Origin of the sequence: Agathobaculum butyriciproducens, from assembly GCA_003096535.1 — a bacterium.
Lineage (GTDB): Bacteria > Bacillota > Clostridia > Oscillospirales > Butyricicoccaceae > Agathobaculum > Agathobaculum butyriciproducens.
This window is the reverse complement of the sequence record QEKJ01000001.1, coordinates 61385-74538: the sequence shown is the minus strand read 5'-3', so window position 1 is coordinate 74538 and position 13154 is coordinate 61385. Positions and strand designations below refer to the sequence as shown.

Annotated in this window: 10 protein-coding genes and 1 riboswitch; of the genes, 4 read left to right on the top strand and 6 right to left on the bottom strand. The window is 58.2% G+C overall.

The genetic code is table 11. The features are described from left to right. Nucleotides 1-177: 177 nt before the first annotated feature. From C7386_RS00360 to C7386_RS00350, 3 genes are all read left to right on the top strand, one after another. Nucleotides 178-2559 (top strand): diguanylate cyclase, encoded by a 2382-nt coding sequence (locus tag C7386_RS00360; protein ID WP_318261156.1) that lies wholly within the window; start codon nt 178-180, stop codon nt 2557-2559. 14 nt (nt 2560-2573) lie between these two features. Further along, nucleotides 2574-2921: an Hpt domain-containing protein gene (locus tag C7386_RS00355; protein ID WP_110435091.1), complete on the top strand. Its 348-nt coding sequence runs from the start codon at nt 2574-2576 to the stop codon at nt 2919-2921. A 345-nt stretch (nt 2922-3266) separates the two neighbouring features. Further along, entirely contained in the window at nt 3267-4148 is an 882-nt protein-coding gene (locus tag C7386_RS00350) for an aldose 1-epimerase family protein (RefSeq protein WP_110435090.1), read from the top strand. A 54-nt stretch (nt 4149-4202) separates the two neighbouring features. Here C7386_RS00350 and C7386_RS00345 read toward each other — a convergent pair whose 3' ends face one another. Further along, the gene (locus tag C7386_RS00345; protein WP_318261154.1) at nt 4203-5471 is read right to left on the bottom strand and encodes a 2-hydroxyacyl-CoA dehydratase; all 1269 of its coding nucleotides are present in this window, start codon (nt 5469-5471) and stop codon (nt 4203-4205) included. Continuing rightward, nucleotides 5449-8409: an acyl-CoA dehydratase activase gene (locus C7386_RS00340; protein ID WP_116704608.1), complete on the bottom strand. Its 2961-nt coding sequence runs from the start codon at nt 8407-8409 to the stop codon at nt 5449-5451. Before C7386_RS00340 ends, C7386_RS00345 begins: the two co-directional genes overlap by 23 nt. Nucleotides 8410-8661: 252 nt before the next feature. Further along, nucleotides 8662-8766, top strand: a riboswitch (SAM riboswitch). A gap of 80 nt (nt 8767-8846) precedes the next feature. Here C7386_RS00340 and metK point away from each other — a divergent pair. Beyond that, nucleotides 8847-10034, top strand: a complete 1188-nt coding sequence (gene metK / locus C7386_RS00335) for a methionine adenosyltransferase (protein WP_110435088.1) — start codon at nt 8847-8849, stop codon at nt 10032-10034. A gap of 250 nt (nt 10035-10284) precedes the next feature. Here metK and C7386_RS00330 read toward each other — a convergent pair whose 3' ends face one another. The 4 genes from C7386_RS00330 to ispF form a co-directional block, all read right to left on the bottom strand. Next, nucleotides 10285-11655, bottom strand: a complete 1371-nt coding sequence (locus C7386_RS00330; protein ID WP_110435087.1) for an MATE family efflux transporter — start codon at nt 11653-11655, stop codon at nt 10285-10287. Further along, nucleotides 11652-12413 (bottom strand): uridine phosphorylase, encoded by a 762-nt coding sequence (udp, locus tag C7386_RS00325; RefSeq protein WP_110435086.1) that lies wholly within the window; start codon nt 12411-12413, stop codon nt 11652-11654. The genes C7386_RS00330 and udp overlap by 4 nt, the downstream gene beginning before the upstream one ends. Continuing rightward, the gene (locus tag C7386_RS00320) at nt 12407-12601 is read right to left on the bottom strand and encodes a DUF951 domain-containing protein (protein WP_110435085.1); all 195 of its coding nucleotides are present in this window, start codon (nt 12599-12601) and stop codon (nt 12407-12409) included. Before C7386_RS00320 ends, udp begins: the two co-directional genes overlap by 7 nt. Nucleotides 12602-12680: 79 nt before the next feature. After that, nucleotides 12681-13154: a 2-C-methyl-D-erythritol 2,4-cyclodiphosphate synthase gene (gene ispF / locus C7386_RS00315; RefSeq protein WP_110435084.1), complete on the bottom strand. Its 474-nt coding sequence runs from the start codon at nt 13152-13154 to the stop codon at nt 12681-12683.

The following is a 13154-nucleotide window of genomic DNA, read 5'->3' as shown; positions in this document are numbered from 1 at the left end:
TGTAAAGAATGTTATCATACTAATGGATTATTTTAGCGTTATCCCTGCCGGTTTTCTGCCCTGCAGACCTCGGCTTTTATGCATGCAGATGCATGCAGGAACACGATTTGTTTTATGCGGCCTGTGATCAATCAATCACGGTATCTATTGCTTGACCGGCAGGAGGTTTTAGCACGAATGAAAGAGAAAAGCACGATTCTGATCGTAGATGATTCCGAGCTGAATCGCACGATCTTAGCCGATATTCTTGGTGATGAATACAATTTTATCGAGGCGGAAAACGGCGCACGCGCGATCGAGCTGCTGCGGACGCACACCGATATCGACCTTATCCTGCTGGATATGGTCATGCCGGAGATGAACGGCTTTGACGTGCTGACCGCGATGAACAACAACCGCCAGATCGAGGATATCCCGGTGGTGATGATCTCGGCGGAGAACGGCATTGAGCACATCGAGCGCGCGTATGACCTCGGCGTTACCGACTATATCAGCCGCCCGTTCGACCGTATGGTCGTGCGCCGCCGCGTGGTCAACGCGCTGATACTGGCCGCCAAGCAGAAGCGGCTGATGCGGCTTGCCGCCGAGCAGATTTACGAAAAAGAAAAGATCAGCGACCTGATGATCAATATCTTCAGCCATATTGTCGAGTTCCGCAACGGCGAGAGCGGCCCGCATGTGCTGCACATCCGCACCATCACCGAGGTGCTGCTGAGCCGTCTGGTGCAGAAGACCGACCGCTATTCGCTGACGCAGGAGGACATTCAGCTGATCTCGAGTGCGTCCGCGCTGCACGATATCGGCAAGGTCAGTATTCCGGATGAGATCATCAACAAGCCCGGCAAGCTGACAAAGGAAGAGTTTGAGATCATGAAGTCGCACACGACGGTCGGCGCGGATATCCTGCACGACCTGCCGTTCTCGAATGAGGAGCCGCTGCTCAAGACCGCGTATGAGATCGCGCGCTGGCATCACGAGCGCTACGACGGCCGCGGCTATCCGGACGGCCTGACCGGAGAGGAGATCCCGATTGCGGCGCAGGTCGTTTCGGTTGCCGATGTGTACGACGCGCTGACAAGCGTGCGCTGCTACAAGTCCGCGTATGACCACGAGACCGCCCTGCGGATGATCGTAAACGGCGAGTGCGGCATGTTCAATCCGCTGCTGCTCGAGTGCCTGCTCGATGCGTCGCTGCAGATCAGGGAGCGTCTGCGCGAGGCGAACGAGGGATATATGCACAGCACGGCGCACACGCAGCAGCTTTCGACCGAAATGATGCTCAAGCAGGCGACGCCGCAGGTCGGGCGCTCGATTCAGGCGCTCGAGACCGAGCGTATCAAGACCGACTTCTTTGCCAAGCAGTCCTGCGGCATTCAGTTCGACTATGATGCGGCAACGCGCACCATCTCTGTGACGGACCACACGGATACGCTGCCGTTTGGCAGCCGTCTGTATGATGCGACGGATACGGAAAAATTCACGATCTTCAGCAAGGATGACCTTCACCGCCTGGAAAACGCGCTGTATGTTACCACGCGGGATGCTCCGGATGTCAGCATGCCGATCACCCTGCGGTTTCCGGAGAACGGCTGGGAACACGAGTACATGCTCGCGGCCCGTGCGCTCTGGTCGAGTGACGCCAAGCCGCGGTATCTCGGCGCTGTCGGTCAGTTCCGCGAGATGCAGACCGATATCATGCTGCCGGAAATGGCGCTGCCGGATTCCGGCGCTGTCACCGGCAGGCAGCTTGCGGATTCAATGCAGGGCATGAGCCGCATTTTTGATGTGGTGCGGCTGGTTGATCCGAAAAGGGGCGAAATCCTGCAGCTGAATGCGGACGGCACGTTCTCGGACCGCGTCCTGCCGTGCTCTCCGGTGTGGAATCACGGAAAAAGATGCAGCAGATGCATTTCCTGCCGCTGCATGGAGGACAAGACGCACATGAGCAAGCTGGAGCTTACCAACGAGTGCGCGTATCAGCTGATTTCGCGCTATCTGCTCGTGGACGGACGCGAGTGCGTGCTCGAGCTGGGCAGCAGGCTCAGCGACAGCGTTTGGGTGACGAGCGGCGGGCGGCAGTTCCGGCTGGATGCCTCGCACGGAGAGGATTTTTATCTGGATCCGGTGACGGGCGCGTACGGGCGCCGCTACCTCGAGGACCAGCAGCCCGAGCTGGAAAAGGCGGAGGCACTGGCGGTGATTGACATTGACAACTTTAAGGAGATCAACGACGAATACGGCCACCTTGCGGGCGACGCGGTGCTGCGGCACGTTGCGAATGTCATTCTCGCGCGCGTCAACACAGCGGACACACTCGTCCGCTATGGCGGCGATGAATTTGTGCTGCTGCTGTCGCATATCCCGGCGGAGAAATTCCGTTCGACACTCGAGCGCATTCGGGGAGCCGTGTACACGACCGAAATACCGCAGTACGAGAATATCCACCCGACCGTCAGCATCGGCGGTGTGTATCAGGCGCATCCGCTGGTCGAGGCCATCCGCCGGGCGGACAAGCTGATGTACTGGGCAAAGCAAAAGCGCAATGACGTACAGACCTGAGGAGGAGTACATACATGAATCTGGAAGAGTTTTATGCACAGATCGGCGGCGATTATGCGGACACGCTGCAGCGCCTGTGCAATGAGAATATGGTGAAAAAGTTCGTGAAGAAGTATCAGGACGACCCGACCTGCGCCGACCTGCACAACGCGGTTCTGCAGCAGGACTGGGAAGCTGCCTTCCGCGGTGCGCATACCCTCAAGGGCGTAGCGCAGAACCTCGGTTTTGAGCGGCTGTATCAGGTCAGCGCTGTGCTGACCGAGGCCATGAGAGGGGAGAAGCCGCTCGAGGACAGGAGCCTGCTCGACGCCGTGGAGCAGCAGGATGCCGCAATCCGCAGAGCGATTTCGGAGCTTGAGTAAAAGCAAAGGACGAACCGTTTGGTTCGTCCTTTTGAGACTGTCGAAAAACTTCGTTTTCCGAACAGTCTCTCGCTCGAAACCACGCTTTCGAGCGAAACCGAAGAAAAACCGCGCCCTACGGGCACATTTTTTCTTCCCTTGTATAAATTCCGAGATACATGCTCCCGGAATTTATGAATTTGCTTCGCAAATTCTATTTTATGCGTGCTGTCGCACGAAGCGTAAAAATTATAATAATACTTTTTTGACAGCCTCCAAAGGACGAACCGTTTGGTTCGTCCTTTTTTCTTGACTTTACCGGATAAAGTGGGTATCCTTAACATAAGAGTAAAGGAGGAAAAACCCATGCAGGTATTGGAAAACGAACGCTTTCGCGTGGAAATTAACGAATTCGGTGCCGAGCTGACCCGCTTTACGAGCAAAAAGGACGGCACGGAGTACATCTGGAAGGGCGATCCGGCGGCATGGAAGCGCCATGCGCCCATTCTGTTCCCGATCGTGGGACGGCTCAAGGATAAGACCTATACGGTGGACGGTAAGCCGTATGAGATCACGCAGCACGGCTTCGGGCGCGATCTGGAGTGGCAGGCACAGAAAATCAGCGGCACCTGTGCGGAATTCACGCTTACGCCGAGCGAGTACACGAAAAAGATGTATCCGTGGGATTTTATCTGCACCGTGCGCTATACTTTGGACGGAAATGCGCTGAAAAAGGAGCATATCGTCAAGAATACGAGCGATTCCGTGATGTATTACGAGATTGGCGGCCATGACGCCTACACGCTCTGCTGGGAGGACGGCGAGAAAATAACCGACTACTATGTGGAGTTTGAGGGCACGGATGCGCTCAGCCGCATTGCAACCGACGAGAACGTCATGCTGACCGCCGACCGCGTTTCCGTTCCGCTGACCGACGGCAGACTGCCGATTTCCCGCGAGCTGTTTGCAAACGATGCGGTCATGACCGAGGGTCTGCCGTTCCGCACGGCAACCATTGCCAGCACGAAGAACCGCCGCCGTGTGACGATGGACTTCACCGACTTCGACTATTTCGCGGTGTGGAGCCCGTATAAGGATTTCGAGGTGCCGTTCGTCTGCCTCGAGCCGTGGAGCACCCTGCCGGACGGCAATCACCTTGACCATGCCATCGAGCACAAGCAGGGTATCCGCAAATTGCACCCGAACGAAAGCGAAACCCTGACCTTCACCACCATCATCGATGAATAAGTTATCCACCGTCTGTGGATAAAAAAAGAGGACTGCGTTGCAGTCCTCTTTGCTTTACTCTGCGCTCGAAAGCATGAGCTTGATTCGGTTTTCCTGATTGATCTTGGACGCGCCCGGGTCGTAATCCACCGCGACGATATTCGCCTGCGGGTACACCTCGCGGATCTTTCGGATCATGCCCTTGCCCGCGATGTGGTTCGGCAGGCAGCCGAACGGCTGGGTGCAGACGATGTTGGTCACGCCTTCGCTGATCAGCTCGACCATTTCGGCGGGCAGCAGCCAGCCTTCGCCCATCTTGACGCCCTGACCGATAATGGCGTGCGACTTTTTGCGTACCTCGTCAAACGGCATCGGCGGACGGAAATGACCGTCTTTCTTCATCATTTTGATGATATCGGCCTGCTTGCCGAGCACAAACTGGTACACCATCTTGTAGATGGCGGCGGTTTTGCCGTTGCGGCTGTACAGCTCGTGGTCGATGACCGAGTTGTAGATGCAGTACAGGCAGAAGTCCATCAGACCAGGCAGCACCGGCTCGCAGCCTTCGCTGAGCAGGAATTCTTCCAGACGGTTGTTGCCGAGCGGCGAGAACTTGACGTAGATCTCACCGACGATGCCGACCAGCTTTTTCTTCTGCGTTTTATCCAGCTTCAGCTTGCCGAACACGGTCAGCACGAAACGGAACAGGTGCTTTACCTCGCCGTAGCGCACCATGCGCTCGCCGGTGAAGCGCCCCGTGACCGCGTCCATGCAGATGTCAATCGCCTTGTCGGTCGAGCCGGGCACGACCTCGTAGGGACGGCACTGGTTGGCGACCATCATAATCAGATCACCGATCAGAAGTGCATACGCCACCTGCACGAGCATGGTCTTGGTCAGCTTGAAGCCGGGGTTGCTCTCCAGACCGGAAAAGTTCAGCGAAATGACCGGAATAAAGCCGTAGCCGTTCTTTTCCAGCGCCTTGCGGAGCAGGTGGATATAGTTGGAGGCACGGCAGCCGCCGCCGGTCTGCGGCAGGATGAGCGCGATTTTGTGAATGTCGTATTTGCCGGATTCGATCGCGTCCATCAGCTGACCGATGACCAGCAGGGCGGGGTAGCAGGTGTCGTTGTGCACGTTGCGCAGACCCTGCTCCGCGATGTTCGGACCCTCGGTGTGCAGCAGCTCCATGTCGTAGCCGTAGTTTTTCATCAGGCGGCAGATGAGTCCGAGCTGCACGGGCAGCATATTCGGCACCAGGATCTTATAGGTTTTTCGCATTTCCTCCGTGAACTGCGGGTAGGAATATGCGGGCGTTGCCTCAGGCGTTTTGCTGTTCTGCAAGCTTGCGTCCCTCCTCTACGGCGGCCAGCATGCTGCGGATACGGATTTTTGCCGCACCGAGGTTGCTGATCTCGTCGATTTTCAGCTGTGTGTAAATTTTGCCGCCGTTTTCGCAGATGGCGCGCATCTCGTCGGTCGTGATGGCGTCAATGCCGCAGCCGAAGGACACCAGCTGGATAAGCTGGGCGTTCTCCTTCTGGGTGACGTACTTCGCCGCGCCGTACATGCGCGAGTGGTACGTCCACTGGTTGAGCACATGCACCTCGGGTGCATCGGTCAGCTGCCAGACCGCATCCTCGGACACGATGACCAGACCGAACGACGCGATCAGCTGGTCGATGCCGTGGTTGATCTCCGGGTCAACGTGATACGGACGGCCTGCAATAACGGCAACGTCAAGGTCGTGCTCGTCCGCGTAGCGGATGGCGCGCTGACCCTCGATGCGAACGTCGATGTAGTATTCGTCCTGCGCCATGTATGCGTCCTCGACAGCGGCGATGACCTGCTTTTTCTTGATCTGCGGGTACTTGCCGCAGAAATACTTAACGGCGTGCTTCGTGAAGCGCTTTTTGTCTGCGAGTTCAAAGTACGGCATCATAAAGTCGAAGTCCGCGAGTGCGGAGACGTTCGCCTTCAAAAGCTCCGGATAGTAGGCAACGACCGGACAGTTATAGTGGTTGGTCGCGCGTTCTTCATCGAGGTTGTAGGTCATGCACGGATAGAAGATCGCGTCCACGCCCTTTTCGAGCAGGTTCTCGATGTGGCCGTGCATCAGCTTTGCCGGATAGCAAACCGTATCGGACGGGATGGAATGCTGTCCCTGCATGTACATATCGCGGGTGGAAACGTCGCTGAGGACGGTCTCGAAGCCGAGCTTACGCAGGAATGCCGTCCAGAACGGCAGCAGCTCGAAGTTATTCAGTCCGAACGGCAGACCGATTTTTGCAATCGGGTTTGCAATGCCGGACGGCTTGCCGTAGCTTTTCAGCTTTTCCAGCTTCCATTTATAAAGGTTGGGCAGGTCGGCCTTTTTCGTGCCGCCGAGCGGACGCTCGCAGCGGTTGCCCGAAATGAAGCGGCGGCCGCCGCCGAAGTCGTTAATCGTCAGATTGCAGTGATTTTCGCACAGACCGCAGCGCGTGGAGCGCACGTTGTGCTCGAAGCCTGCGAGGATATCCGTGCCGATGAGCGTGGTGGTGTCCCTGCGGTTGTCCTTGGCGTGCAGTGCTGCGCCGTATGCGCCCATCAGACCCGAGATAGCCGGACGGGTCACGTCGCGGCCGATTTCCTGCTCGAACGAGCGCAGGATGGCGTCATTGAGGAACGTGCCGCCCTGTACGACAATGTGCTGACCGAGGTCGTCCGGCGAGTGGGCGCGGATAACCTTGTACAGCGCGTTCTTGACAACGGATACCGACAGACCGGCGGAGATTGCGTCAATGCCCGCGCCGTCCTTCTGCGCCTGCTTGACCGAGGAGTTCATGAACACCGTGCAGCGCGAGCCGAGGTCGATGGGATGCTTTGCGAACAGACCCAGCTTGCAGAATTCCTCGATGGAGTAACCCATCGAGCGGGCGAACGTCTCGATGAACGAGCCGCAGCCGGACGAGCACGCCTCGTTGAGCGAAATATTGTCGATGCATTTGTTGCGGATTTTGAAGCACTTGATGTCCTGACCGCCGATGTCGATGATGAAATCAACATCCGGGCAGAAGTGCCGCGCCGCGCGGAAGTGCGCGACCGTCTCGACCAAACCGAAATCCACGCCGAACGCATTCTGGATGAGCGCTTCGCCGTAGCCGGTGACCGCCGAGGACACGATATGTACGCGGTCGCCGCACAGCTCGTACAGCTTGGTGAGCTGCTCGCGGATAACGTCCGCCGGATTGCCCTTGTTGGACTGGTAGTGGTGGAACAAAATCTGGTCGTCCGCACCGATGAGCACCAGCTTGGTGGTGGTGGAGCCGCAGTCGATGCCGAGAAATGCGTCGCCCTCGTACATGGTGACGTTCTGCGTCATGACATCGTGCATGGCGTGACGGTTCTTGAATTCCTCGTACTGCTGCTCATCCTCGAACAGCGGCGGCAGATAGTTTGCGACAACGGGTGCATCGGCGGCTTTTTCGAGCGCCTCGAGCAGCGAGGCTACCGTGTAGGTCTTTTGCGTGCCGCCCGCGTACTCGGCTGCGCCCGCCGCGATGGCATACGGCGCGAGAGCCGGGAAGTGCGCGTGCGCGTCATCCAGCTTCAGCGTGTCCTGAAAGCGCTTCTGGAGGCCCTTGAAGAAGAACAGCGGGCCGCCGAGGAACAGCACATCGCCCTTGACCTCGCGGCCCTGCGCCAGACCCGCGATGGTCTGGTTGACGACGGCCTGAAAGATGGAGGCGGCTACGTCCTCCTTGCGCGCGCCCTCGTTGAGCAGCGGCTGGATGTCCGACTTGGCGAACACGCCGCAGCGGGAAGCGATGGTGTAGATGCGCTCCGCGCCCTGCGCGAGCTGGTCGAGCTCGGCCGGCGTTACGTCCAGCAGGACGGCCATCTGGTCGATAAAAGCGCCGGTGCCGCCCGCACAGGAGCCGTTCATGCGCTCCTCCAGCTGGCCGGTGAGGAAGACGATCTTCGCATCCTCGCCGCCGAGCTCAATGACGACATCGGCCTGCGGAACGTGTACGCCTACCGCCTTGCGGGTGGCGAACACCTCCTGTACAAAATCAATATCCGCGGCCTTCGCCACGCCTAAACCGGCCGAGCCGGTGATCGAACAGCGGAGCGGCGTGTCCTCGCCGATGAGGCCGCGCGCCGCGCGCACCAGCTCGACCGCCTTTTCACGCACCTTGGAAAAATGCCGTTCGTAGTGCTTGTGGATGATCTCTCCATCGCGCACAACGACGATCTTGACGGTCGTTGAGCCGATGTCGATTCCAACATTTACATTCATAATACCCTAATTCTCTCCCATAACAAAACAGAGCACCCGTTAAGGTGCAGCGTGAATGCGGGTAAGTGTTGCCGTGCGTCAGCCCGAGAAGGCTGTGTGATGTGATAAATATGCAGGGCCAAAACTTACCTTTATTACTATAACGGTGTGAGCGGAAAATGTCAATGCGGCGCTTTTCCACTTGGCTGCCGAAAATTTCCCTTGACAAAGCCGGAATTTTTATATAAAATATACGGCGTAAGTGAATACATGTCCTTATCGAGAGCGGTGGAGGGAACGGCCCTGTGAAACCCGGCAACCTGCGTTGTTTTGCAACGTAAGGTGCCAAATCCGGCGTAAGAATACGAAAGATGAGGGAGCAAAACGAACTTTTCGCTCCCGCTGAGGAGCGTTTTTTAATGCTCTGAAAATGAACTGTAGAAAGGAACTGATACTTAATGGCACATCATTTTTTCACCTCGGAATCGGTTACGGAAGGCCATCCCGATAAAATCTGCGACCAGATCTCGGACGCGATTCTTAACGAGATTTTAACGCAGGATCCGTATGCCCGCGTAGCCTGCGAGACCACCTGCACCACCGGTATGGTTCAGGTAATGGGCGAGATTTCCACTTCCTGCTATGTGGATATCCCGAAGGTTGTCCGCGACACGGTTCGTGAGATCGGCTACGACCGCGCGAAGTACGGCTTTGACTGCGACACCTGCGCTGTCCTGACTGCCATCGACGAGCAGTCCGCCGACATTGCACTCGGCGTTGACAACTCCCTCGAGAGCAAGGAGGGTGCCTCTGAGGCTGACCTCGCCATCGGCGCGGGCGATCAGGGCATGATGTTCGGTTATGCGTGCGATGAGACCAAGGAGCTGATGCCGCTGCCGATCTCTCTGGCGCACAAGCTGGCAAAGCGCCTGACCGACGTTCGCAAGAACGGCACGTTCGACTATCTGCGTCCGGACGGCAAGAGCCAGGTTACCGTAGAGTATGACGAGGACAATCAGCCCGTCCGCGTGGATACGGTTGTTATTTCCACCCAGCACAGCCCGGAGGTGTCCCTCGCGCAGATTCGTGAGGACATGATCGAGCAGGTGGTAAAGAAGGTCATTCCGTCCCATCTGCTGGATGAGAATACCAAGTATTTCATCAACCCGACCGGCCGTTTCGTCATCGGCGGCCCGCACGGCGACTCCGGTCTGACCGGCCGTAAGATCATCGTGGACACCTACGGCGGCATCGGCCGTCACGGCGGCGGCGCGTTCTCCGGCAAGGACCCGACCAAGGTGGACCGCTCGGGCGCGTATGCGGCCCGCTGGGTTGCGAAGAACATCGTTGCGGCAGGTCTGGCAAAGCGCTGCGAGATTCAGCTGGCGTATGCCATCGGCGTTGCCGAGCCGGTTTCCATCATGGTAGAGACCTTCGGCACCGGCGTTGTTGGCGACGATGTGCTTGAGAAGGCCGTAGAGAAGGTGTTCGACCTGCGTCCGGCGGCGATCATCGAGCAGCTTGACCTGCGCAAGCCGATCTACAAGCAGCTGGCAGCCTACGGCCACATGGGCCGCGAGGAGCTTGGCGTCAAGTGGGAGAATACCGATAAGGTTGAGGCGCTGAAGGCAGCGGTTCAGGCGTAAAGGGAAAGAAAAGGCTTCGGAACTTGGTTCCGAAGCCTTTTTTCGTGCAGTAATGGAGAATTGATAATGGAAAATGGAAAATGAACGCGATGGGTGAGGTTTACCGTATATTCGGTGTTACGGCTGCAATTCGGAGGGGAAAGGGCGCGGCGACTCGGCGCGCCAAAACCTATCTGTTCTGCATAACATAAATGAAAAAATGGAGAATGGAAAATCTACACATTCATTTTCCATTCTCCATTCTCAATTTTCAATTCATATCTCGCGTGATCTGCTTGAATCGAATCAAAAACAGCGTTGTCGTTGTAGCCGCGGCTAATAAATCCGCGACCGGCTCTGCGAGGAACACGGCGAACAGCTTATCCGCGAAAAAGTGCGGCAGGATTAAAATAAACGGTATCAGCAGGAAAACCTTGCGCTCGAGCGCGAGAAAAAGCGAGATTTTCGCCTCGCCGAGCGCCACAAACGACTGCTGGAATCCGGTCTGGAACGCATTGGTAAATCCGAGCGCAAAGTACACGCGCAGCGCCCAGATGGTGAGCGACACGAGCTCCTCGTCCGCCGTGAACAGGTGGATGACGGCGTGCGGCGCGAGCTGAACCACAGCCCAGATCGAGAACGCGAACACGAACGCCGCCGCGAGATTCAGCTGCACGACGCGCTTCATGCGGTCGGGCCGCTTCGCGCCGCAGGCGTAGCTGAGGATGGGCTGCGCGCCCTGCGCGAGTCCGGTCAGCGGCAGCTGTACCATCTGCGCCACCGAGGTGAGGATGGTCATTGCGCCGACCGCCGCATCGCCGCCGTACTTTTGCAGCGATACGTTGAACGCAATGGTGAGCAGGCTTTCTGTGGACTGCATGACAAACGGGGACGCGCCCAGACCGACTGCGGATGCCAGAACCGGTCGGTCAATGCGGAAATACGCGCGTTTTAAGCGCAGAACCGTCTGCTTTCCGGTCAGAAACCGCAGAACCCATGCCGCAGACACCGCCTGCGAGATAATTGTCGCCACAGCCGCGCCGCGCACGCCCATTTTCAGCACGAAGATGAACAGCGGGTCAAGCGCCGTGTTGAGCACCGCACCGATGACAACGGTTTTCATCGCAACCGAGGAGCGGCCCTGCGCGGTGATGAAGCCGTTCAGACCGAGCGATGTCATCACGAAAACCGTGCCGAGAACGTAGAGGTTGAGGTACTGCATCGCATACGGCAGGGTGTCGGCAGATGCGCCGAACAGTTTCAGTAATGGCGCCTGAAACAGCAGGAACAGTGCTGTCAGCACGAGTGCAAGCGCCCAGAGCGCCGCTGTACACGTTCCGAGGATGCGTTCCGCGCGGTCGTGCTCCTTTGCGCCGAGCGCGATGGAGGCCCGCGGTGCACCGCCCATGCCGATGAGCGCCGCAAACGCCGAGATGAGCGTGATGACAGGGAAGGTGACGCCCATGCCGGTCAGCGCCAGCTTGCCCTCGAGCGGGATGCGTCCGATGTAAATACGGTCTACGATGCTGTACAGCAGGTTGACGACCTGTGCCGTGATGGTCGGCAGCGCCAGCCGAAAGAGCAGCGGCCCTACGGGTGCTGTGCCGAGGGCCGCTGTCTGCTGATTCTGTTGTTCACTCATGCCTTGCTGTCCTCACGGATGAGCACGCGGATGGCCTCCACGGCGGCCTTTACGCCGCGCTCGGTGGCGTCAGGCGGGATGGCGGGAGCGTCATCGTTGTCCGCGTTCCACAGCACGTTGAGCACCGCGCCGCACCGAACGTGCAGCACCTGCGCGACGATCATGAGCGCGGCTGTCTCCATCTCGCTGGTGAGCGCGCCTGCCGCCTTCCATGCCTTCCACTTGGCGGTCAGCTCGTCCGCGATTGGCATCTGCGCGGGACGGATTTCGCCGTAAAAGCTGTCCTTGGACTGGATTACGCCCGTGTGATACGGAAAACCGAGCGCCTGCGCCGCCTCATGCAGCGCGGAAACAACAGAAAAATCCGCGACTGCCGGGAACTCGATGGGGAGGTACTCGCGGCTCGTGCCCTCCTGCCGGATGGCGCCGGTGGCAATAACGATATCGCCGCCCTTTACCTTGTCCACAATGCCGCCGGACGTGCCGACACGGATGAACGTGTCCGCGCCGCACTCGACCAGCTCCTCCATGGCGATGGCAGCCGACGGACCGCCGATGCCGGTCGAGCACACCGCAACCGGAACGCCGTCCAGAGAGCCTGTCCACAGCGTGTACTCGCGGTTGTGGGCGATCTGCTTCGGGTCATCGAAATACTGCGCGATCTTCTCGCATCGCGCCGGGTCACCGGGCAGAATGACGTACCGCCCGATATCGCCCTTGGTGATTTGAATGTGCATCTGTCTGCCGTCTATCAACATACGATTTCACCCTCCCGTTCTACGGTTCTGATGTTTTTCTCCGCCTTGCTGCGCGGCAGCATGACCTCATGCCCGCAGCCGAGGCATTTCAGCTTGAAATCCATACCGATGCGAAGCACCTGCCACTGCTTGCTGCCGCACGGGTGCTGTTTTTTCATGGTAAGAATGTCGTTTATCTGTATATCCATTGGGTTCACTTCCTTTATTGGGGGCAATACCGCTATGCGGTGTTACCCCTATTTATCCATAGTGTATAGGTAAGACTGTTCAGATTCGCTCTAAAAGGCACACGCAGTGCGCGGCAATGCCTTGTTTGGAGCCGGTAAAGCCCAGTCCCTCCTCGGTGGTCGCCTTGACCGAAACCTGCTCGACCGCGCAGCCGATGGCGGCGGCAAGGTTCTCGCGCATCTGCAGAATGTGCGGCGCGAGCTTGGGCGCCTGTGCGAGCACGGTCGCATCCAGATTGCCGAGCTGCCAGCCGCTTTCGCGCACGAGCGCGGCAACGTGACGCAGCAGCGCGATGCTGTCCGCGCCCTTGTAGCGCGGGTCGGTATCCGGAAAATGCTTGCCGATGTCACCGAGCGCGAGCGCGCCGAGCAGGGAATCCATGACGGCGTGCGTGAGCACATCCGCGTCCGAGTGACCGTCCAGACCAAGATCAAACGGAATGTTCACACCGCCGATGATGCACGGTCTGCCGGAGACCAGTCTGTGTACGTCGTAACCGTGTCCGATGCGCAT

Excerpts from the sequence above, each read along its gene's own strand:
- C7386_RS00360 (WP_318261156.1), top strand. The coding sequence starts at position 178 with ATGAAAGAGAAAAGCACGATTCTGATCGTAGATGATTCCGAGCTGAAT.
- C7386_RS00355 (WP_110435091.1), top strand. The coding sequence starts at position 2,574 with ATGAATCTGGAAGAGTTTTATGCACAGATCGGCGGCGATTATGCGGAC.
- C7386_RS00350 (WP_110435090.1), top strand. The coding sequence starts at position 3,267 with ATGCAGGTATTGGAAAACGAACGCTTTCGCGTGGAAATTAACGAATTC.
- C7386_RS00340 (WP_116704608.1), bottom strand. The coding sequence starts at position 8,409 with ATGAATGTAAATGTTGGAATCGACATCGGCTCAACGACCGTCAAGATC.
- metK (WP_110435088.1), top strand. The coding sequence starts at position 8,847 with ATGGCACATCATTTTTTCACCTCGGAATCGGTTACGGAAGGCCATCCC.
- C7386_RS00330 (WP_110435087.1), bottom strand. The coding sequence starts at position 11,655 with ATGAGTGAACAACAGAATCAGCAGACAGCGGCCCTCGGCACAGCACCC.
- udp (WP_110435086.1), bottom strand. The coding sequence starts at position 12,413 with ATGTTGATAGACGGCAGACAGATGCACATTCAAATCACCAAGGGCGAT.
- C7386_RS00320 (WP_110435085.1), bottom strand. The coding sequence starts at position 12,601 with ATGGATATACAGATAAACGACATTCTTACCATGAAAAAACAGCACCCG.
- ispF (WP_110435084.1), bottom strand. The coding sequence starts at position 13,154 with ATGCGCATCGGACACGGTTACGACGTACACAGACTGGTCTCCGGCAGA.